Source organism: Chitinophaga rupis (assembly GCF_900109685.1).
In the GTDB taxonomy this organism is placed as follows: domain Bacteria; phylum Bacteroidota; class Bacteroidia; order Chitinophagales; family Chitinophagaceae; genus Chitinophaga; species Chitinophaga rupis.
In genome coordinates, this window is the sequence record NZ_FOBB01000011.1 from 84,180 (window position 1) to 100,586 (window position 16,407).

At 47.5% G+C, this 16,407-nt stretch carries 12 protein-coding genes; 2 read left to right on the plus strand and 10 right to left on the minus strand.

Features of this window, described 5'->3' with window-relative positions:
• Nucleotides 1–128: 128 nt before the first annotated feature.
• Nucleotides 129–2,480 carry a TonB-dependent receptor gene (locus tag BMZ54_RS28985; protein ID WP_089920146.1) on the plus strand — a complete coding sequence of 784 codons (2,352 nt, stop codon included), beginning with the start codon at nt 129–131 and terminating at the stop codon, nt 2,478–2,480.
• Nucleotides 2,481–2,533: 53 nt separating this feature from the next.
• Here the strand turns inward: BMZ54_RS28985 and BMZ54_RS28990 are convergent, their stop codons facing one another.
• The 10 genes from BMZ54_RS28990 to BMZ54_RS29035 form a co-directional block, all read right to left on the minus strand.
• Nucleotides 2,534–3,904: an AMP-binding protein gene (locus BMZ54_RS28990; protein WP_089920148.1), complete on the minus strand. Its 1,371-nt coding sequence runs from the start codon at nt 3,902–3,904 to the stop codon at nt 2,534–2,536.
• Nucleotides 3,904–4,146: an acyl carrier protein gene (locus tag BMZ54_RS28995; protein ID WP_089920150.1), complete on the minus strand. Its 243-nt coding sequence runs from the start codon at nt 4,144–4,146 to the stop codon at nt 3,904–3,906. The genes BMZ54_RS28990 and BMZ54_RS28995 overlap by 1 nt, the downstream gene beginning before the upstream one ends.
• Nucleotides 4,147–4,152: 6 nt before the next feature.
• Nucleotides 4,153–5,559: an MATE family efflux transporter gene (locus BMZ54_RS29000; RefSeq protein ID WP_089920152.1), complete on the minus strand. Its 1,407-nt coding sequence runs from the start codon at nt 5,557–5,559 to the stop codon at nt 4,153–4,155.
• 16 nt (nt 5,560–5,575) lie between these two features.
• Nucleotides 5,576–6,910, minus strand: a complete 1,335-nt coding sequence (locus BMZ54_RS29005) for a lysine N(6)-hydroxylase/L-ornithine N(5)-oxygenase family protein (protein ID WP_089920154.1) — start codon at nt 6,908–6,910, stop codon at nt 5,576–5,578.
• 1 nt (nt 6,911) lies between these two features.
• Nucleotides 6,912–8,210: a GNAT family N-acetyltransferase gene (locus BMZ54_RS29010; protein ID WP_089920156.1), complete on the minus strand. Its 1,299-nt coding sequence runs from the start codon at nt 8,208–8,210 to the stop codon at nt 6,912–6,914.
• A 1-nt stretch (nt 8,211) separates the two neighbouring features.
• Nucleotides 8,212–9,006, minus strand: coding sequence for a creatininase family protein (locus BMZ54_RS29015; RefSeq protein ID WP_089920158.1), 795 nt, complete (start codon nt 9,004–9,006; stop codon nt 8,212–8,214).
• Nucleotides 9,003–10,826 (minus strand): IucA/IucC family protein, encoded by a 1,824-nt coding sequence (locus BMZ54_RS29020; protein WP_089920160.1) that lies wholly within the window; start codon nt 10,824–10,826, stop codon nt 9,003–9,005. Before BMZ54_RS29020 ends, BMZ54_RS29015 begins: the two co-directional genes overlap by 4 nt.
• 11 nt (nt 10,827–10,837) lie before the next feature.
• On the minus strand, nt 10,838–12,658 hold the full coding sequence (locus BMZ54_RS29025) for an IucA/IucC family protein (RefSeq protein ID WP_089920162.1): 1,821 nt from the start codon (nt 12,656–12,658) through the stop codon (nt 10,838–10,840).
• Between the two features lie 6 nt (nt 12,659–12,664).
• On the minus strand, nt 12,665–14,194 hold the full coding sequence (locus BMZ54_RS29030) for a pyridoxal phosphate-dependent decarboxylase family protein (protein WP_089920164.1): 1,530 nt from the start codon (nt 14,192–14,194) through the stop codon (nt 12,665–12,667).
• A gap of 98 nt (nt 14,195–14,292) precedes the next feature.
• Entirely contained in the window at nt 14,293–15,357 is a 1,065-nt protein-coding gene (locus tag BMZ54_RS29035; RefSeq protein ID WP_238386718.1) for a Fe(II)-2OG oxygenase family protein, read from the minus strand.
• A 357-nt stretch (nt 15,358–15,714) separates the two neighbouring features.
• On the opposite strand from BMZ54_RS29035, the gene BMZ54_RS29040 reads away from it, so the two are divergent.
• Nucleotides 15,715–16,374, plus strand: coding sequence for a hypothetical protein (locus tag BMZ54_RS29040; RefSeq protein WP_089920168.1), 660 nt, complete (start codon nt 15,715–15,717; stop codon nt 16,372–16,374).
• The last annotated feature ends 33 nt before the right edge of the window (nt 16,375–16,407 follow it).

Sequence of the window (16,407 nt, forward strand, 5' to 3'; positions counted from 1 at the left end):
GTCAATTTCTTCCCATCATATATTCTTCGCAGTTAGCCTCAATTTTTCCCTTTTCCGTAAAAACTTTTCCCGATTGTTAAAATACCTTCCCATTTCTGACCGCACCTTTGCGGAAATCTGATCTTGTCATGAAGCGAGTTATACAATTTATACTCCTCCTGCTCCCTCTCTTTGGTTTTGCTATGAACGATGAAAATGAAACGGACTTCGGATCCATTAAAGGGAAAATCACCACCAATGATAACAAGGCTGCAGCAGCGGTAAGCATTGTAGTAAAAGGAACTGCTAAAAATACACTGAGTAACGAGGATGGTACTTTCACCATTCATCACCTGGCGCCCGGCAGCTATGAGCTGGAAGTATCGCTGGTAGGTTATGAAACACTTACGGAAAGTGTAACCGTAGAAAGGAATAAAACCGCCACCATTAACTTACAGCTGCAGGTGTCCAGCACACAGCTGCAGGAGATCATTATTACCCATACCAAAAATAAATACGCCAAAAAGGAAAGCGAACAGATTGCACGCCTGCCTATCAAGAACCTGGAAAACCCACAGGTGTACCAGGTAGTAGGTAAAGCGCTGATGGATGAACAGGTAGCCACTGAGCGTACGGATATTTACCGGAACATTCCCGGCGCTGTACCTAATTTTATAGCCGGCGGATCACAGGGTATGACCATGCGCGGCTTTTCCAATACCGTGGGCATGCGGAATGGTTTGGTTACCAGCGCCGTAGTTCCATTAAACCCCATCATTCTGGAGCGGGTGGAAGCTATTAAAGGGCCTGCCGGTACTTTATTCGGCAGTAACCGCAACATTACTTTTGGCGGTGTTTTTAATTACGTGACTAAAAAACCGTATGAAGATTTTGGCGGTATGATCAGCTATACCGGCGGCAGCTACGAGCTAAGCCGGGTTGCTGCAGATGTAAATGCCCCGCTGAATAAAGATAAAACCTTACTGTTCCGCCTGAACGCCGCTGCACAATCAGAAGGTTCATTCCAGGACCAGGGATATGCAAAGAACTATACAGTTGCGCCCAGCTTCTCGTACCAGGTAAATGAACGGTTGAAGCTTACGGTAGAAGCGGAGCTTACCCGCGCTAACTATACGACTACCTCCCTGGCTATTGGATCACTGAAAAATGTAACCGCCCGTAACTTTAAAGATCTGCAGCTGAATTATAAAGCTTCTTATATCAATAATGGCGTAGACGTTAGTAACGGTATTAATAATGTACAGGCACTGGTTGAATATAAAATATCCGATAAGTGGAAGTCACAAACCAACTACCTGTATTCAGAAGGCTTTTACAAGCATTTTTACTGGACAACCCTTACAATGCTCACGGATTCTACTATGGGCCGTTCTGTAAGGAACCAAACCCCGGAAACCTTTGGTAATACCGAGCTGCAGCAGAATTTCATCGGTGACTTTAACATAGGATCACTGCGCAACCGTATGGTGATCGGGTTGGATTATAATTATAACTATAACGACTTATACCGTGTTACGTTAAATTTGGATGCGGTAAATATCCGCCAGCCTGTAAAAGACGTTAGTGTTGAAGAGCTGAACGCACTTTCTGTTCAGAAAGGTTTTGCCAGCACCACCACTAAAGCTTACAGCTACAGCGCATATGCTTCCGATGTATTGAACATTACCCCCAACCTGATGGCCATGTTAAGCTTGCGGGTAGACCGGTTCACCACAAAAGGCACGTACACCCCTGCTACGGGTAAGTATGCCGGTGAATACAGCCAAACCTCCCTGTCGCCTAAGTTTGGATTAGTGTACCAGGTGGTACCGGAAAAAGTATCCGTATTTGGTAACTACATGAATGGGTTTGTGAACCTGGCGCCGGTTCCACAGCCGGACAATACCATCCTGGAGCTAAAACCCCAGTATGGCAACCAGTGGGAAGGCGGGGTGAAGTTTGATGTGATCAGTGGTAAATTAAGCGGCTCTGTAAGCTACTATGACATTGCAGTTACCAACTCCACCCGTATAGAAGTAATTGACGGGCAAAACTTCACTGTGCAGGATGGCACCCAGCACAGCAAAGGCTATGAGGTAGAAGTGATCGGTAACCCCGCTGCCGGCGTAAACATTATAGCGGGTTATGCGCATAACGAGAACAAATACACGAAAGCATCCGCTGCCCTGGAAGGCAAATATGTAACTTTTGCACCTAAAGATGTAGCCAACCTGTGGGTAAGCTATGCTATTCCGCAAGGTAAAGTGAAAGGCCTGGGTTTTGGCGTAGGCGGTAACTATGTAAGCGATTCCTGGTTTGAAGCTACCAACACATTTGTACTGCCGGGGTATACCTTATTGAATGCCACCATCTTTTACGACCAGCCTAAGTTCCGCCTGTCTGTAAAAGGTAACAACCTGTTAAATAAACAATACTGGAATACCAATGGTACACCGCAGAAACAGCTGAATTTCCTGGCCAGTGTAGCCTTTAAGTTCTGATAGCCTTTTCCATTAAAACAAAAAAAGACCTGAGCGTTCAGGTCTTTTTTGTTTTATACCTTTTCGGCCAGGCCCATTTGTTGCATGGCAGTATAATCCACTTTCCCGTTGGGCGTTAATAAGAACTCATCCACCTGCTGTATCCGGAAGACGCTAACATGCAGCTGCAGCTTTTCGCTTAGTAATTGCTTAATGGCGCTACTATCCAGCGCTCCCAGGTGCTGCACCAGCAGGTACTTATCTTCCACGCCTATGCATGCCACTGTTCCTCCATTCAGCGTATTTTTCAGGATGGCCTCTACCTCATCCAGGTTCACACGGGTGCCAAAGAGCTTTACAAACCGTTTCATGCGGCCGGTAATGTAATAGTAGCCGTCCGCATCTTTTTCAGCCATATCACCGGTATACAAAACGGGGTGGTGGTCAAAGGTTTGCAGATCCGCTGTGCCGGTAGCATAACCGCCAAACACATTAGGGCCCGTGTATACCAGCTCCTGCGTGTCGGGGCTTATATCAAAACGGCCGTTCTTAACGGGTATGCCAATGGAGCCGGCCTTGCTGAGCAGCGCCTCTGGCGGCAGGTAGGCCATACGTGCCGTGGCTTCCGTTTGCCCGTACATAATGTAAAACCGTTTATCCCGGACAGCCATATATTCCCCGAAGGTTTTGGCCAACACCGGGCTAAGCCTGCCGCCGGCCTGGGTCATATACCGCAGGGAGGCGTATTCTTTTTTACAGAACCCAATGCGGTGCAGCATTTCATATACATAGGGCACCCCTGCTACCGACGTGTAACCATAGCGGTTAAAATCTTCCCAGAACTCTTTTTGCACTACATCCCGGCTGGTACATACCACCTGCCCGCCGGCTATGCTATTGGTGGTAAAAACAGATAACCCGTATGAATAAAATACCGGCAGGGTAAGCGGGGTTACATCATGGTGCTGTATTGGTAAATAGTCAATGATAGATAAGGCATTCTGCACCAGGTTATCCTCCGACAGCTTTACAAACTTGGGAGAGCCGGTGGTGCCGGAAGTGCTTAACAACACTTTAATATCCGGGTGAATAGAGTATCCGGCTTGCACCGTATTCTTGAACAGGCGGACAGTAGCTTCAAATCCTTCCACGGCTGTGCGGGATGGATCGTAGATATAACAGGGCCTGTACAGCTGCTCCAGCTGCTGCTTGTAAGCTATGTTTAGCTTAGGGCTCAGTAAAGCAATGGTGAACGGGCTATCCAGGAAGTTTAATAAAGCTTCAATAGCGGCAATGCTGTTATCAAGATATAAGAATGCCAGGCCATGCTGCGGCTCAAGATCCAGGGTATGTGTAAGATCACTTACCCCAAAATGCTGTCCCGTAGCGGCATCTACATATTCCAGCTGGGGGTTGGCGGCTATCAGGTCATACAATTTTGTCATCAGTCAATAGCTATTTGATGTTTGCGCAGTGTTTCCTTTACTTTTTCCACGCTGCTCATTTCCAGCACTTCTTCCGTATCAATAGAAATATTAAAAGCAGCTTCCAGCTCAGTGATCAGATAAATGTGTGATACCGAATCCCATTCCGGGATGCTTTGATAGCTCAGCTCATTGGTGACCTGCGCTGCGGGGATGGATAAAGCGGCAGCGAATATATCCTGCAATTGTTGTGTTGCGTTCATGTTAAATTATATTTTTACTTTTTTCCAGTTACCTCTTTTAAAAACAGTGATACAGGCAGCGGCCAATACCAGCTCTGATGCCAGGATGGCAATGAAAATACCTTGTGCGCCCCAGCTGTAATGCAGGCCCAGTAAGTAAGCCAGCGGCAGCTGTGTAACGTAGAACATCAGCACATACAGTAAGGTTACTACGTGTACGGAACCGGCTGCGTTCAGCGAGCGGGAAATGACCATGGTATATCCAAAGAAAAAATAGGCAATGGCCATATAGCGCAGGTACAGCGCTGCGTTTTGTGCAACAATGGTTTCCCGGGTAAATAAATGCACAATGTTTTCCCCGGCCAGCAATAACACCAGGGCAATAGCCCCCAGGAAGAACATGTTAAAAGTGCCGGTTTTCCATACAGACTGTTCTGCCCTTTCCGGTTGACCTGCGCCCAGGTTTTGCCCGGTTAATACACCGGCGGCATTGGCAATACCCCATGCCGGTAATACGGTGAACATAATAATGCGGTTAGCCACAATGTAACCGGCCAGCACACTCTCCCCCAGCTTTGCTACAATAATGATCATCAGAAAACGGCTGGATGAGGGCACCAGGTATTGTACCGTACCGGAAGCCGCCAGCTTTAACAGCCGTTTAATAATGTCCGGTACCAGCATCAATTGCTTTTTGCCGATCACGATCCTTTTTTCCTGCGTGGCAAAATACCAGCATTGGTAGCCCACACCTATGCAATTGGCAATACCAGTGGCCATAGCGGCGCCCAGCAAACCAAAGGCAGGTATAGGTCCTGCCCCAAAGATCAGAACAGCGCATAACACGGCATTCACCGCATTGGACAACATCAGCGTGCGCATAGCCATAGCGGCATTACCGGCCCCGCGGAACACACCGTTCAGCAATACGCGCATCACCACAAAAATGATACAGCCAAACATAATGCGGGAAAACAGGTCGCCTTCCACTACCAGCGACGGTGAAGCGCCTGCCAGCTGCAGAATGCCTTTGTTAAAGCACATAGCCAGCACACTAAACAATACGGAAAGTACAATGCCCAGGTAAATGGCCTGCATAGCAGCCAAGCCGGCGGTTTGCGGTTTCTTTTCCCCTACCCGCCTGGATATGATGGCCGTAGCTGCAATGCTTAAACCCATTGCTACAGAATGGAAAATGATGATCACAGAATTGGTAATACCTACAATAGTAATAGCCCGTTCTCCCAGGCTGCTTACAAACAGCAGGTCCACCATTACAAACAATGATTCCATGGCCAGCTCCAGCATGGTGGGCACGGATAATAAGAACGTAGCGCGGTTCACACTACCGGAGGTAAAATCTTTTTCGGTGCCGGCAATAGCATGTTTCAATAAATTAAATATAGAGCGGGCTCTGAAAAGCACAGCGTTCATGAGCAATGGTTTAACGTTAAAAATGTTCCTGCACCAGCTGTTCTACAGGCGCTTTTGCAGCAGCCACGCCAAATTCCTGGTAAGCAATACGTTCCTCTACCTTGTAGATCTCTTTACCGGCTATGGTATTAATGATGCGGGAATTGCGGTAAGCGCCCATCCCAAGGTCGGGCGTTACAAAGCCATGGGTGTGCAGCTCCACGTTCTGAACAAAGATCTCGCTGTTGTTAATGTCAATGGTATAGTTGCGATGCACATCCGGCAGCTTATCCGGCATACGGCGTATGCGTTCATGAATGCCCTGTATAAATGCAGGCTCATTATACTTATAGCCGGTAGCCAGCACCACCGCATTGGTATGGTGTGTAAACGGCTGTTGCTGCTGCACCTGTGTAAATTGTAAAGCGTAAGCATGTTGCCCGGCACCGGCAGTAATGCTGTTTAGCTCACTGCAGGTTTTCAGCTGCACATTTAAGGTTTGCCCGCCCACACTCATTTCATACAGGGTATCAAAAATTTCGTTGATGAGGGCATAATTAATGCCTTTGAACAATGGGTTTTGTGTCGATAAGATCTTGCGGCGTTTTTCTGGCGGCATGTTGTAAAAATAATCCACATACTCCGGGGAGGTCAGCTCCAACGTGAGTTTGGAGTACTCCATCGGGTAAAATCTTTCTGCCCGGGTGATCCAGTCCAGCTGAAAACCGTTCCTGGTTTCCGGCAGCAGGTCGTGAAAAATCTCCGCAGCGCTTTGCCCCGAACCAATAATAGTAAGCGCTCCTTGCTTCAAAATATTGGCTTTGTTAGATAAGTACTCCGATGTGTGGATCACGTTCGGCAACACCGCCCTGTTCACAAATGCCGGTACATAAGGCTGGGTACCGGTTCCCAGCACCAGCCTTTCCGCATAATAGGTGGTTAACTGGCCGGTTTTAGTATTTTGCACGCTTACCTCATACAGCTCATTGTTATAAGCTACTGATACTACTTTGTGCGAAAACCGGCAGGAGGGTAATTGCTCAATCACCCACTTGCAATACTGGTTATATTCCTTGCGCAGCATGTAAAAACTTTCCCGGATAAAGAACGGGTACAGCCGGTTTGTTTGTTTCAGAAAATTCAGCCAGCTGAAATGGCTGGTAGGATCGGCCATGGTAACCAAGTCCGTGCCCATGAAAGGGGTTTGCAAAGTAGCATTGTCTAACATCAACCCGGGATGCCAGTCAAACACATCACCCTGGTCAAAGAAAACAGCATGCACGCTTTTAACCGGGTGTAACAATGCAGCCAGCCCCAGGTTAAAAGGACCAATGCCAATGCCGATGAGATGATATACCTGTTGTTTATTCATTTTAAATTTGTTTTACTGTTTGTGGGGTAATGTGCTGTGCCTCCGGGAATTTGGCCCAATACCATTCCCGGTAACAGAAATTCAGGTTAGCTTTTTTATGCGGCAGCTCAATCACCTTCTCTATCCTGAAGCCTACATGTGCTTTATTCATAATAGCTGCCAGGGATTCTACCGATCCTTCACCCACCATTTTGCCCACCTGTGGTTGCGCAAATACAAAATCCAGCATGGATTGGGTGGATGGGGAGGCAAATTTTTTCCTGGGATCAGTAGGTGCAATAAACTGGTGCGTGCCATAATCAGTGGGCAACGCATCATAGTACTCAGCCAGCATATCGCGCACTACCCAGTACACTTCAAAATTGTATGTAGGCTCACCGTTTATTTCACCAATGTAGCTATGGGCGGCATTGCCCGGTAACATAGTACGGTAGTAGGTTTCCAGCTGCTGTAAAGGCCAGTCCATTTTCCAGATCTTTTTAGCATGCTCCCGGTTAAACCAGTCGTGCACCATTTCCAGATCACGGTCTATATCAAACGGGCGTATGCTTACCGTTACATTTTCTTTAGGAAAATAGCGGCTGTATACCGTGCCTGTGCCTGTTGGGTTAATGAGCGCCCTGGAAAAGAAGTGCTTGTGTAAAGGGTTGGGGGTATTTCGCAGCTTGTTATTGGATAACAGCTGTTTAATTACACCGGTGCTATCTGCCGCCTCCAATGTTTGAATAGCGTGGTACGCCAGCTGAATTAAATGAATTTCATTTGCCTGGTAATGATAGCCCAGCGCACCTATAACCGGCATCAGGTTATCAATAATGAATGCCTCTGCATAGGCTAATCCATTCTCTGTTAACGATGGCAGGTATTGCTGCAAATAGCTTTCAAACCAGGCTATAGGATCAGGTATTCCCTGCGGTACATCCGGCAACGGATCTATGCGTGTTGCGCTCACAGACGGTGCACAGCGCTCAATAATAGCGGCCAGGCGGTCTGCATCTATTACTTTTATTATGCCTGTAGCTACCTCTCTTTCTCCTGCAGGAAGATCATAAACGTGATACCCGCTCTCTGAAAAATATTTCAGGGGTACAAACACTTCCAACCCAATGGATGAAAAGTCCAGGCGCAGGTGTAATGCATAACCGGTAGTTTTAAAGAACGCGGCCAGCGGTGCGTCATATTTTGGCATACCCCCATAACAACTGCTGTTATTGAGCTCCCGGCAGCAGTAATGAAGCAGCGCCGGAATTTTTTCACTTTGTGTTTGCGTTATTGGCGGACTAATAACCTGTATCTCCATTTTAATTTTTTATTTTAATTAACCATGCACGTATTTCAGCTACTGCCAGCTGCACGCGCAGCCTGCCGAATAGCTGTCCCTGCTCCGGTGTAGCCATACAGGGATCACCGGAAACACCGGCAGCATCCAGCGGGCCGTTACCACCTTTGGTAGTGTCACCGCTGGCGAAATAAGCGTGTCTAACAGCTGCTGGTGTGGCAGCCCATGTTTCTGCAGCATCCCACAAACCTCCATGTCCGCCGGGCACCTGGCCCCTGGCGGCAATCATGGCTTCTATTTGCGTTCTTGCTTTTGCATAGCCATCGCTGGAAAAAAATACGCGTACACCCTTTGGCTGCAGCGTGCTGTCTAAACGGGCAGCCAGTATTTTTAAAGGCTGCTGGCTGTTGAAATGATCGCTGAGCAATACTATGTACCGGAAACCAGCCATCACCATGCTGCGCACCAGGTCTTCATGCACGCTGGTAAATGTTTGATCGCTCAGGGAAATAGTTCCCGGGAAGCGTTCCAGCACCGGGTGATTTGGCGCAAAGGGCAGTATAGGCGCTATCAGCGTATTCCCTAAACTATCTGCAATTTGCGCGGCATACCGGCGCACCCGGTAATTATGCTTACCCAATACCAGGTGCGGGCCGGATGCCTCTGTACCACCACTAAAGATCAATACCGTTTGTGCACCGGCACGGATCCTGGCAGCCAGCTCCCGCGAGGTCAGATCTTCCATGAACAGCTGCTGCGCATGCAGCCGGCTGCACACTAACAGGGCCAGCAGGCAAATACTGATTAGCTTTCTCATACTATTTCCAGTTGCGGACGCAGTTTGGTTTTAAAAGCAGCCACCGGGTTCTGTAAGCTACCCACTGAATGCACCTCAAAAGGATTAGCGCGGTTGCGCAGCTGCCGGTTATTACTGATCTGCATCTTATTCAGCGCATCCGGGTTAAACTGCGGTACAAACAGATCGTCGCGTTTAAACTTTGCCGCCAGTTCGGGATGCGCCTGCTGGTACTGTAATATTGTTTCCGCAACCAGCTCCCAGAAACGGGTTTCCGGGTAATCTGCATGCTCCACCAAAATGGCGGAGATGAAACGGAAAATGGAATCAAATACCTGGGTAAAGATGGGCAGCGTACGCGCTTCTTCAGCCACCGGTACCAACAGGCGTTTAGCCGCTTCCGGTAGTACGGTATCTGCATTCATAACAGATACTTCCTCTCCAATGTCTTTCATGATGGCCCTTACCGGTACATTATTCTCCAGCACCAGTATCAGGTTTTCCCCATGTGGCATAAATACCATATCGTATTTATAAAAGCAGTGCAGCAGGGGACTCATATAACAGTAGAAATATTGACGCAGCCAGGCATCTGTATCCCTCCCGGAGCTGCGGATCAGTTCCGGAAGTAAGGCATTGCCATTTACATCTACATGCAGCAGCGCGGCCATGGTCATCAGGCGCTGGCCCGGTTGCACTTTCGGCATTGGGCTTTCACGCCATAAGGCGGCCAGCATTTTTTTATAAGGGCTATCTGTTTTGGTGGCCTGCTCATAAATATGATTGGAATAACCCGTGGTGGCTATTTCCCGCAGGGTACAAAAACCTGTTTCCTGCAAATAGGCATCTCCTTCTACCAGCGTATGCACCCATTCATTAATTACCGGGGTGGTACGCATAAAGTAGGGCGATAATCCCCGTACATAACCCATGTTTAAAATAGACAGCGCTGTTTTTACATAGTATTTCTGCGGCTGATCTACATTAAAAAAAGTACGGATAGACTGCTGGGGCAAATACTGGTCATCCCCGTAACCCAGATATACCAGCTTATGGGCGGCAATATCCGGCGCAAAAATGCCGGCCAGCTTATTAAACCACTGCCAGGGATGCACCGGCATAAAAATATATTGCGCCGGATCCAATGCTTTCCCGGTAAGTATTGCATTAAAGGCGGCTACTTTTTTGGCGCCCAGCTCCTGCTGTTGCACCTGCTCGTAGGTAAGCGGGGCTATGCTGGTAAATTCCGTACAGTCCCGGCGGCCGGCTAGCCATATTAAAGAGAATGGTGTAGCAGCTTCCGGCGCAAAACTTCTATAGTCCGTAGCATCAAAACCTATACGCCCATTGTTGGCTACAAAGCGGGGATGCCCGGTCATGGCATGCTCTATTTCCTGGTAACCTGCGGTGGCCAGGTATGCTGCGGAAGGCCCTTCCTGTGTATGGATGTAAGCGCTGCCATACAGCGTAGCGCTTACTTCTTCCATATACACCGGCAGCAGTGCCGGGTCCATGTTCATCTGTTCATTAAATTCCACTATGAAGGCCAGCGCATCCAAAGGTGCATATACGCCATCAATCAATTTTTTTATAGAGGGTGTATCAATATACCAATGCCGGAGCTGCAAAATTTTTGCGCGGAAATGATAGACCACTTTTATACTTTCTGCAGACAGCGTATAATAATTCCATCCCTCTTTTGCATACTCAAATGCAGGCGTTATAATTTGCTCGTGGGCAAACTCCGCAATCATTTTCCGGATATGCAGGCGGTTCACCTTTTCCCAGACAGCCGGTTGCAGGTGGGCCACCGCTTCCCGGGGATCTATTGAATAAGACATGATATTGCTGTTTAGATTAAAGCACTTGTTTTAAATACCGCCAAAGGATTTTTAAATGTCCCTGCAAATTGCTGGCTTTTGAACGGGTTGTTCGGCTCTATCATCCGCTGGTTATTGCGGATCTGCAGGCGGTTCAGGCAGGTTTTAATGATCTCGTCCGCAAACAGATCGCTACACCGGAATTTTTCTTCCAGCTCCGGGTGCAGCTGCTGGTAGTCCAGTATACAGTCTGCTGCCAGCTCCCAGAATTTTTCTTCCGGGTAATCTGCATGCTCCACCAGTATGTGCGATACGAAGCGGAAAAAGCAATCGAAGATCTGTGTGAAGATGGACAGGATCTTCAGCTCTTCCGGTACCGGTATTACAATGCGTTTTACATGCCCCGGCAGCTCCAGGTTGCTGTTCACAATGGCTACTTCTTCTGCTATATCCTTCATGATGGCGCTTACCGGCACATTGTTCTCCAGCACCAGTATCACATTTTCACCATGCGGCATAAAACGCAGATCATAATAGTAAAAGCAATGCAGCAAAGGGCTCAGGTAACATTGCAGGTAATGCTGCAGCCAGGTTGTAATATCAAGCCCGGATGATTTAATGAGCACCGGCAGCAAGGCCGTGCCATGTGCATCAATATGCAGCAATGCCGCCATGGTCATTAAACGCTGGCCGGGCTGCAGCTTGGTCATGGGACTTTCCCGCCATAAGGTGGCCAGCATTTTCTTATACGCGCTTTCTGTTTTAATAGCGGTTTCAAAATACCGGTTGGTGTAACCCATGGTGGCGGCCTCCCTTAACATGGTAAAACCCTTTTCCTGCAGGTAAGCGTCACCGTTTACCAGGTCGCTAACCCATTCATTAATGGCGGGCGTAGTGCGCATGTAATAAGGCGATAAGCCGCGCATGAAACCCATGTTCAGGATAGACAGCGCCGATTTTACATAAAACCTTTCAGGCGTACTCACGTTAAAGAGCGTACGAACAGATTGCTGGGGTAAATAGGTATCTGCTCCATATCCCAGGCATACCAGGTAGTTAGCCGCAATGTCCGGCGCAAAAATGCTGGCCAGCTTGTTATACCATTGCCAGGGGTGCGTGGGAAAGAATAAATACTGCGCCGGGTCCAGGCCTTTTGCTGTCAGTATTTCGTTGAAGGCTGCGCGGGTAGCTGCATCCAGCTCCTGTTCCATTACCTGCTGATAATCCAGCGGCGTTATAGCGGTAAATTCTGTTCTGCTTACATGTCCTGCCAGCCATATTACTGCGAAGGGGCTGGCTGCTTCCGGCGCATAACGGCGGTAATCAACGGTGTCGTATCCTATGCGCCCGTTATTGGCTACAAAACAGGGGTGACCGGCCATCATGGAATGTTCCACTTCCTGGTAATCGGCCTGTGTAAGCGCTTCCGCTGTAAGCGTGTTATAGGTGTGCATGTAGGCGCTGCCATATAAGGTGCTGATGATCTCCTCCAAATAAGTAGGCAGCAGCTCCGGATCAAAACCCAGCTTTTCACTGAACTCTGTAATAAAGCTCACGGCTTCCAGCGGTGCGGGTTTACTATCCACATACTTTTCAATGGAGTTTGTATCTATATACCAATGATCCAGGCTTAGGATCTTTGCACGAAAGCTGTAACTGATGGCCTTCGCAGGCGACAGAACATAATGCTGCCAGCCTTTATGAATATATTCCAGCTGCGGTTCAATCAGCAGCTCATGGGCAAATTCTGCAATGATCTTTTTCAGGTGTAAGCGGTTCACCCGGGCCCAGGTGGCCGGATCCAGGTGCGCTACTGCATCCTCCGCAGCTATTTTCAATGATTCCTGTAGCATGTGCAATTAGTTTTTTGGGTGATAGGCTGCGCCGTGTTGTTTGATCAGCTGCAGGATGTGGCGGATGTGATCCAGCGTAGTAAGGGGGTTCAGCATAGTGAATTTTAGGTAAAAGTCACCATTCACCCGCGTGCTGGCTACCAATACTTCACCGCTGTTAAACAGCGCCTTTTTAATGTATTGATTGAGCGCACTCAGGTCACTGCCCTTATACTTTTCCGGCGCGTAGCGGAACAGGATCACACCAATGTCTGAATAGCTTAGCAGCTCCAGGTCAGAATCCAGCGCAATTACTTCTGCAGCCTTTTCTGCTGTTTCAATAATCGTTTCTGTATAAGCTCCCAGCTTTTGCTTGCCCATCAAACGCAGGGTGAACCACAGTTTCAGCGCATCAAAACGGCGGGTGCTTTGGGTTACGGATTTATTGATCTGGTTCAGGTCATCATAATCCTCATCCTTGGGATTTAAATAATCTACGTGCATACGCAGTAATTGCAGGTACTTTTTATCCCTTACAATAAATGCGCTGCTGCTGATTGGCTGGAAAAATGATTTATGATAATCAATCGTAACAGAATGCGCCAGCTCCATACCATTCAGCAGGGAGCGGTATTTTTCCGTCAGCAGCAGCCCGCAGCCATAAGCCGCATCTATATGATACCAGAGCTTGTATCTTGCGGCTATACGGCCAATTTCTGCCAGGGGATCCAGGTTGCCGAAATCTGTAGTGCCGGCCGTAGCTACAATAGCAATGGGTATATTGCCCTGGCTGATCTCCCGTTCAATGGCTTCCTGCAGCAGCAGGGCATTCATGCGGAAACGCTCATCTGTTTTTATCTCTACCAGCGACTGTTCTCCCAGGCCCAGTAAGGCAGCGTTTTTATGATTGCTGAAATGCGCTTTTTCTGAGATAAAAATGCGGTAGCGGGAGGCCTCTGCCGGTAATCCTGCTTTTTTAATATTATGCTGCGTGTATGCGGTAGCGTAATAATCCCTTGCCAGCAAAAGGCCCATGAGGTTACTTTGCGAGCCACCGGCAGTGAACACTCCATCAGCTTCTTTCCCAAACCCTATTTCATTACAGGTCCAGCTGATAAGCTTTTGCTCCATGAGCGTACCACCTGCGCTCTGGTCCCAGGTATCCTGTGAGGAGTTAATGGCAGCGATCAATACCTCTGCACCTATGGCCGGTATTACCACCGGACAGTTCAGGTGTGCGATATATTCCGGCAGATGAAAGGCGGTAGCATGTTTTACATACAGCTCCTGCACTTCCTGCAGCAGGCTTTCATAATCAGGCAGGGGTGTATCAAAATCAATGGCTGCAAATGCGGCCTTCAGTTCTGCTGCGGGTATGCCGCTGAAAGGTTTGCGATTCCTGTGCAGGAAATTCACTACCAGGTCATGCGCGCCGGTAATGGCTTTGCTGTATTCAGCAGCCGCACCTTCATGAAAAATATCAGGATAGGTTTCCTTTTCCCTGGTTAAAAGATCCGGTCCGGATTGCGGGAGTTCAGCATACATTGTGTTGCTCATATAATGCATTAATTTTTATAATGGTTCCATTAAAAAAAACGTTGGGCTCAGGGCCGTGTATCACGGTCCTGGAAAGGGGTAGTATGGCGTGTGTATTATTACATATTCGCTAATGCGGAATGATACACCTTACCATAATGTTCTTCCATAATGAGGTAAGGATTTTCCGGGTGCGTAACGGACCGGATATTAATTAAGCTGGTTTTACTCATCATCCGCAGCATGAGCCTGCGCTCACATTTCACCAACTGGCCGTATTCTTCGCGGAAGCCCGCCAGGAAAGCGTTACGGCCATGTGCGCATAAATGGTTATTTACAAATATCAGGTCGCCTGCTTCGGGAATAAACTCATTATAGATCAATCCCTTTGCTTCTTCCCAGAAACGTTTTAAATTTTCGAGGGCTTCCGGTGTCTGGTCTGCATTTACATTATAGATCTGCTCTGCCGCATCAAACCGCATAAAAGGCGCATCCTCGTTGCCATATAATACTGCTGTGCAGGTTTCTTCGCCGGTAGCATCATCCTGGTCATAATTCGCATCCTTGGGGCATTTATATATGGGCCTGAACAGCTCTTTCATAACGTCATTAGGCTTTCCATGCGAGCGGATGGAGTATAACATAGAGGGCACCCGTTCCTCATTGCGCAAGAACAGAAAGCTTAAAAAGTCGGCTGCATTGTACAGGAAAGCATCTTCCGTATGTACAAACAGATCGGTCCTGGAACCGGAGCCGGTTTGCGTATGCATCATTTTTTCATCAGGAATAATGGCATGCATTAAGCCACCGCCTTTACGCTGCGCAAAATATTCTACCGGTTTGGAGGGAACTGCGCCATGTAATAAGGAGGAAATAAATCCATACTCCACTATCTTATTATAGTCTGTTTCCTGCCAGGAAGGCGGCGTTGGGCCCAGCTCCTCCTGCCCTATTTCTATTAGTCCCCTAAGCACAATGGCGCCGTATTGCTGCGCAGTGAAATCAGTTCCAAAGCTACTTAAGATACGTGCAATACGTTCCGGCAATAATTTAAATGCGTTCAAATGCAAAGTGGAAATAAATTCAGGATTCTCGTAGTCCTGATATTTCCGTTTTAGCTTTTTACCAATGTAAGTGATCTCCATTCGTTCTTCATCGGTAACATCAATAATTAAAGGTTGCATAGGTGGAGAAAAAGCAGGATACGTTGTTGTTGAATATGCCTGCATACTGGTGCCAATCCGGGGAAGCGTCTCTATCCTGGGTTCCATGGTACTAAAATTTTTTAGGTAAACTATGAGGTCTGGTTACTTCGGGTTTTCTGGTTTTTTAAAAAAGATAATGTTTGTGTGTACAGCTACATGCTGTATCATTAGGTTAATGCAAATGTGCAGCTTCCGGATGTAGGCTTTTGATCAAAAGCGGAAAACAATTTACGCAAAGAGGAAATTGATACGCGCGCATTAAATGACTGTTATCTTATGATAAGATAACAGCGGATTCAATATCTTTATCAGACAGGAAACCATAAAGCGAAGCGTATGCCAGTAATTAAAAAAAACGTATATCTGTTATCGTTGTTTGTACTTTGCTCGTGTGTAAATAATAAAAGACAAGAAGATGCGTATAAAGTACCGGATGTGCCTGTATTAACAGCGCTGCCCGATAAATATGTACCTGTTAACACAATAGATACTGCAGAAAACATAGACCTGCTGCCTGAAAAAAAGGAACTATTAATAATAAAGGCTACCTATATACCGCAGGATTCTATAAAATTATATGGCCTTGATACTATGCAATTTCATCATCCCTCTTACTATACTGATATTGAAAAAGGTTACGGCTGGCAGTTTAGTAATGGCATTCGTCCCCACTATACCCGCGACGACAAGGGAGGTGAAAGAGAGGTTTATTCTGAGATGGCTCCGTATGCAACGGTTACACGCTACGCTACCCGTAAATCAGATGGTATAGGAGAAAGGAAAGGCACTTTTGATTTCAGGATCTATGGTGTTGTGATAGGCACCCGGCGTAAAAATGACCAGGAGCTGTATGTTAAAGCATACCCGCTGTTGAAAAAGGTAAGAATAGCAGATTACTGGAGTGCAACCATGGAGAAAGATTCCGTTCCTATACCTAATTATGAGGACAAGATAGATTCTACACACGCGGTGTATATGAAGCTATCCATTGATTAATTACGCCCCCGCCAAAGCGGTGCACAGCCTGCC

What these genes read in the sequence shown, in the direction of transcription:
- BMZ54_RS29030 (WP_089920164.1), bottom strand. Translation starts at nt 14,194, where the DNA reads ATGAGCAACACAATGTATGCTGAACTCCCGCAATCCGGACCGGATCTT.
- BMZ54_RS28995 (WP_089920150.1), bottom strand. Translation starts at nt 4,146, where the DNA reads ATGAACGCAACACAACAATTGCAGGATATATTCGCTGCCGCTTTATCC.
- BMZ54_RS29015 (WP_089920158.1), bottom strand. Translation starts at nt 9,006, where the DNA reads ATGAGAAAGCTAATCAGTATTTGCCTGCTGGCCCTGTTAGTGTGCAGC.
- BMZ54_RS29010 (WP_089920156.1), bottom strand. Translation starts at nt 8,210, where the DNA reads ATGGAGATACAGGTTATTAGTCCGCCAATAACGCAAACACAAAGTGAA.
- BMZ54_RS28990 (WP_089920148.1), bottom strand. Translation starts at nt 3,904, where the DNA reads ATGACAAAATTGTATGACCTGATAGCCGCCAACCCCCAGCTGGAATAT.
- BMZ54_RS29040 (WP_089920168.1), top strand. Translation starts at nt 15,715, where the DNA reads ATGCCAGTAATTAAAAAAAACGTATATCTGTTATCGTTGTTTGTACTT.
- BMZ54_RS29035 (WP_238386718.1), bottom strand. Translation starts at nt 15,357, where the DNA reads ATGCAACCTTTAATTATTGATGTTACCGATGAAGAACGAATGGAGATC.
- BMZ54_RS29005 (WP_089920154.1), bottom strand. Translation starts at nt 6,910, where the DNA reads ATGAATAAACAACAGGTATATCATCTCATCGGCATTGGCATTGGTCCT.
- BMZ54_RS29020 (WP_089920160.1), bottom strand. Translation starts at nt 10,826, where the DNA reads ATGTCTTATTCAATAGATCCCCGGGAAGCGGTGGCCCACCTGCAACCG.
- BMZ54_RS28985 (WP_089920146.1), top strand. Translation starts at nt 129, where the DNA reads ATGAAGCGAGTTATACAATTTATACTCCTCCTGCTCCCTCTCTTTGGT.
- BMZ54_RS29000 (WP_089920152.1), bottom strand. Translation starts at nt 5,559, where the DNA reads ATGAACGCTGTGCTTTTCAGAGCCCGCTCTATATTTAATTTATTGAAA.
- BMZ54_RS29025 (WP_089920162.1), bottom strand. Translation starts at nt 12,658, where the DNA reads ATGCTACAGGAATCATTGAAAATAGCTGCGGAGGATGCAGTAGCGCAC.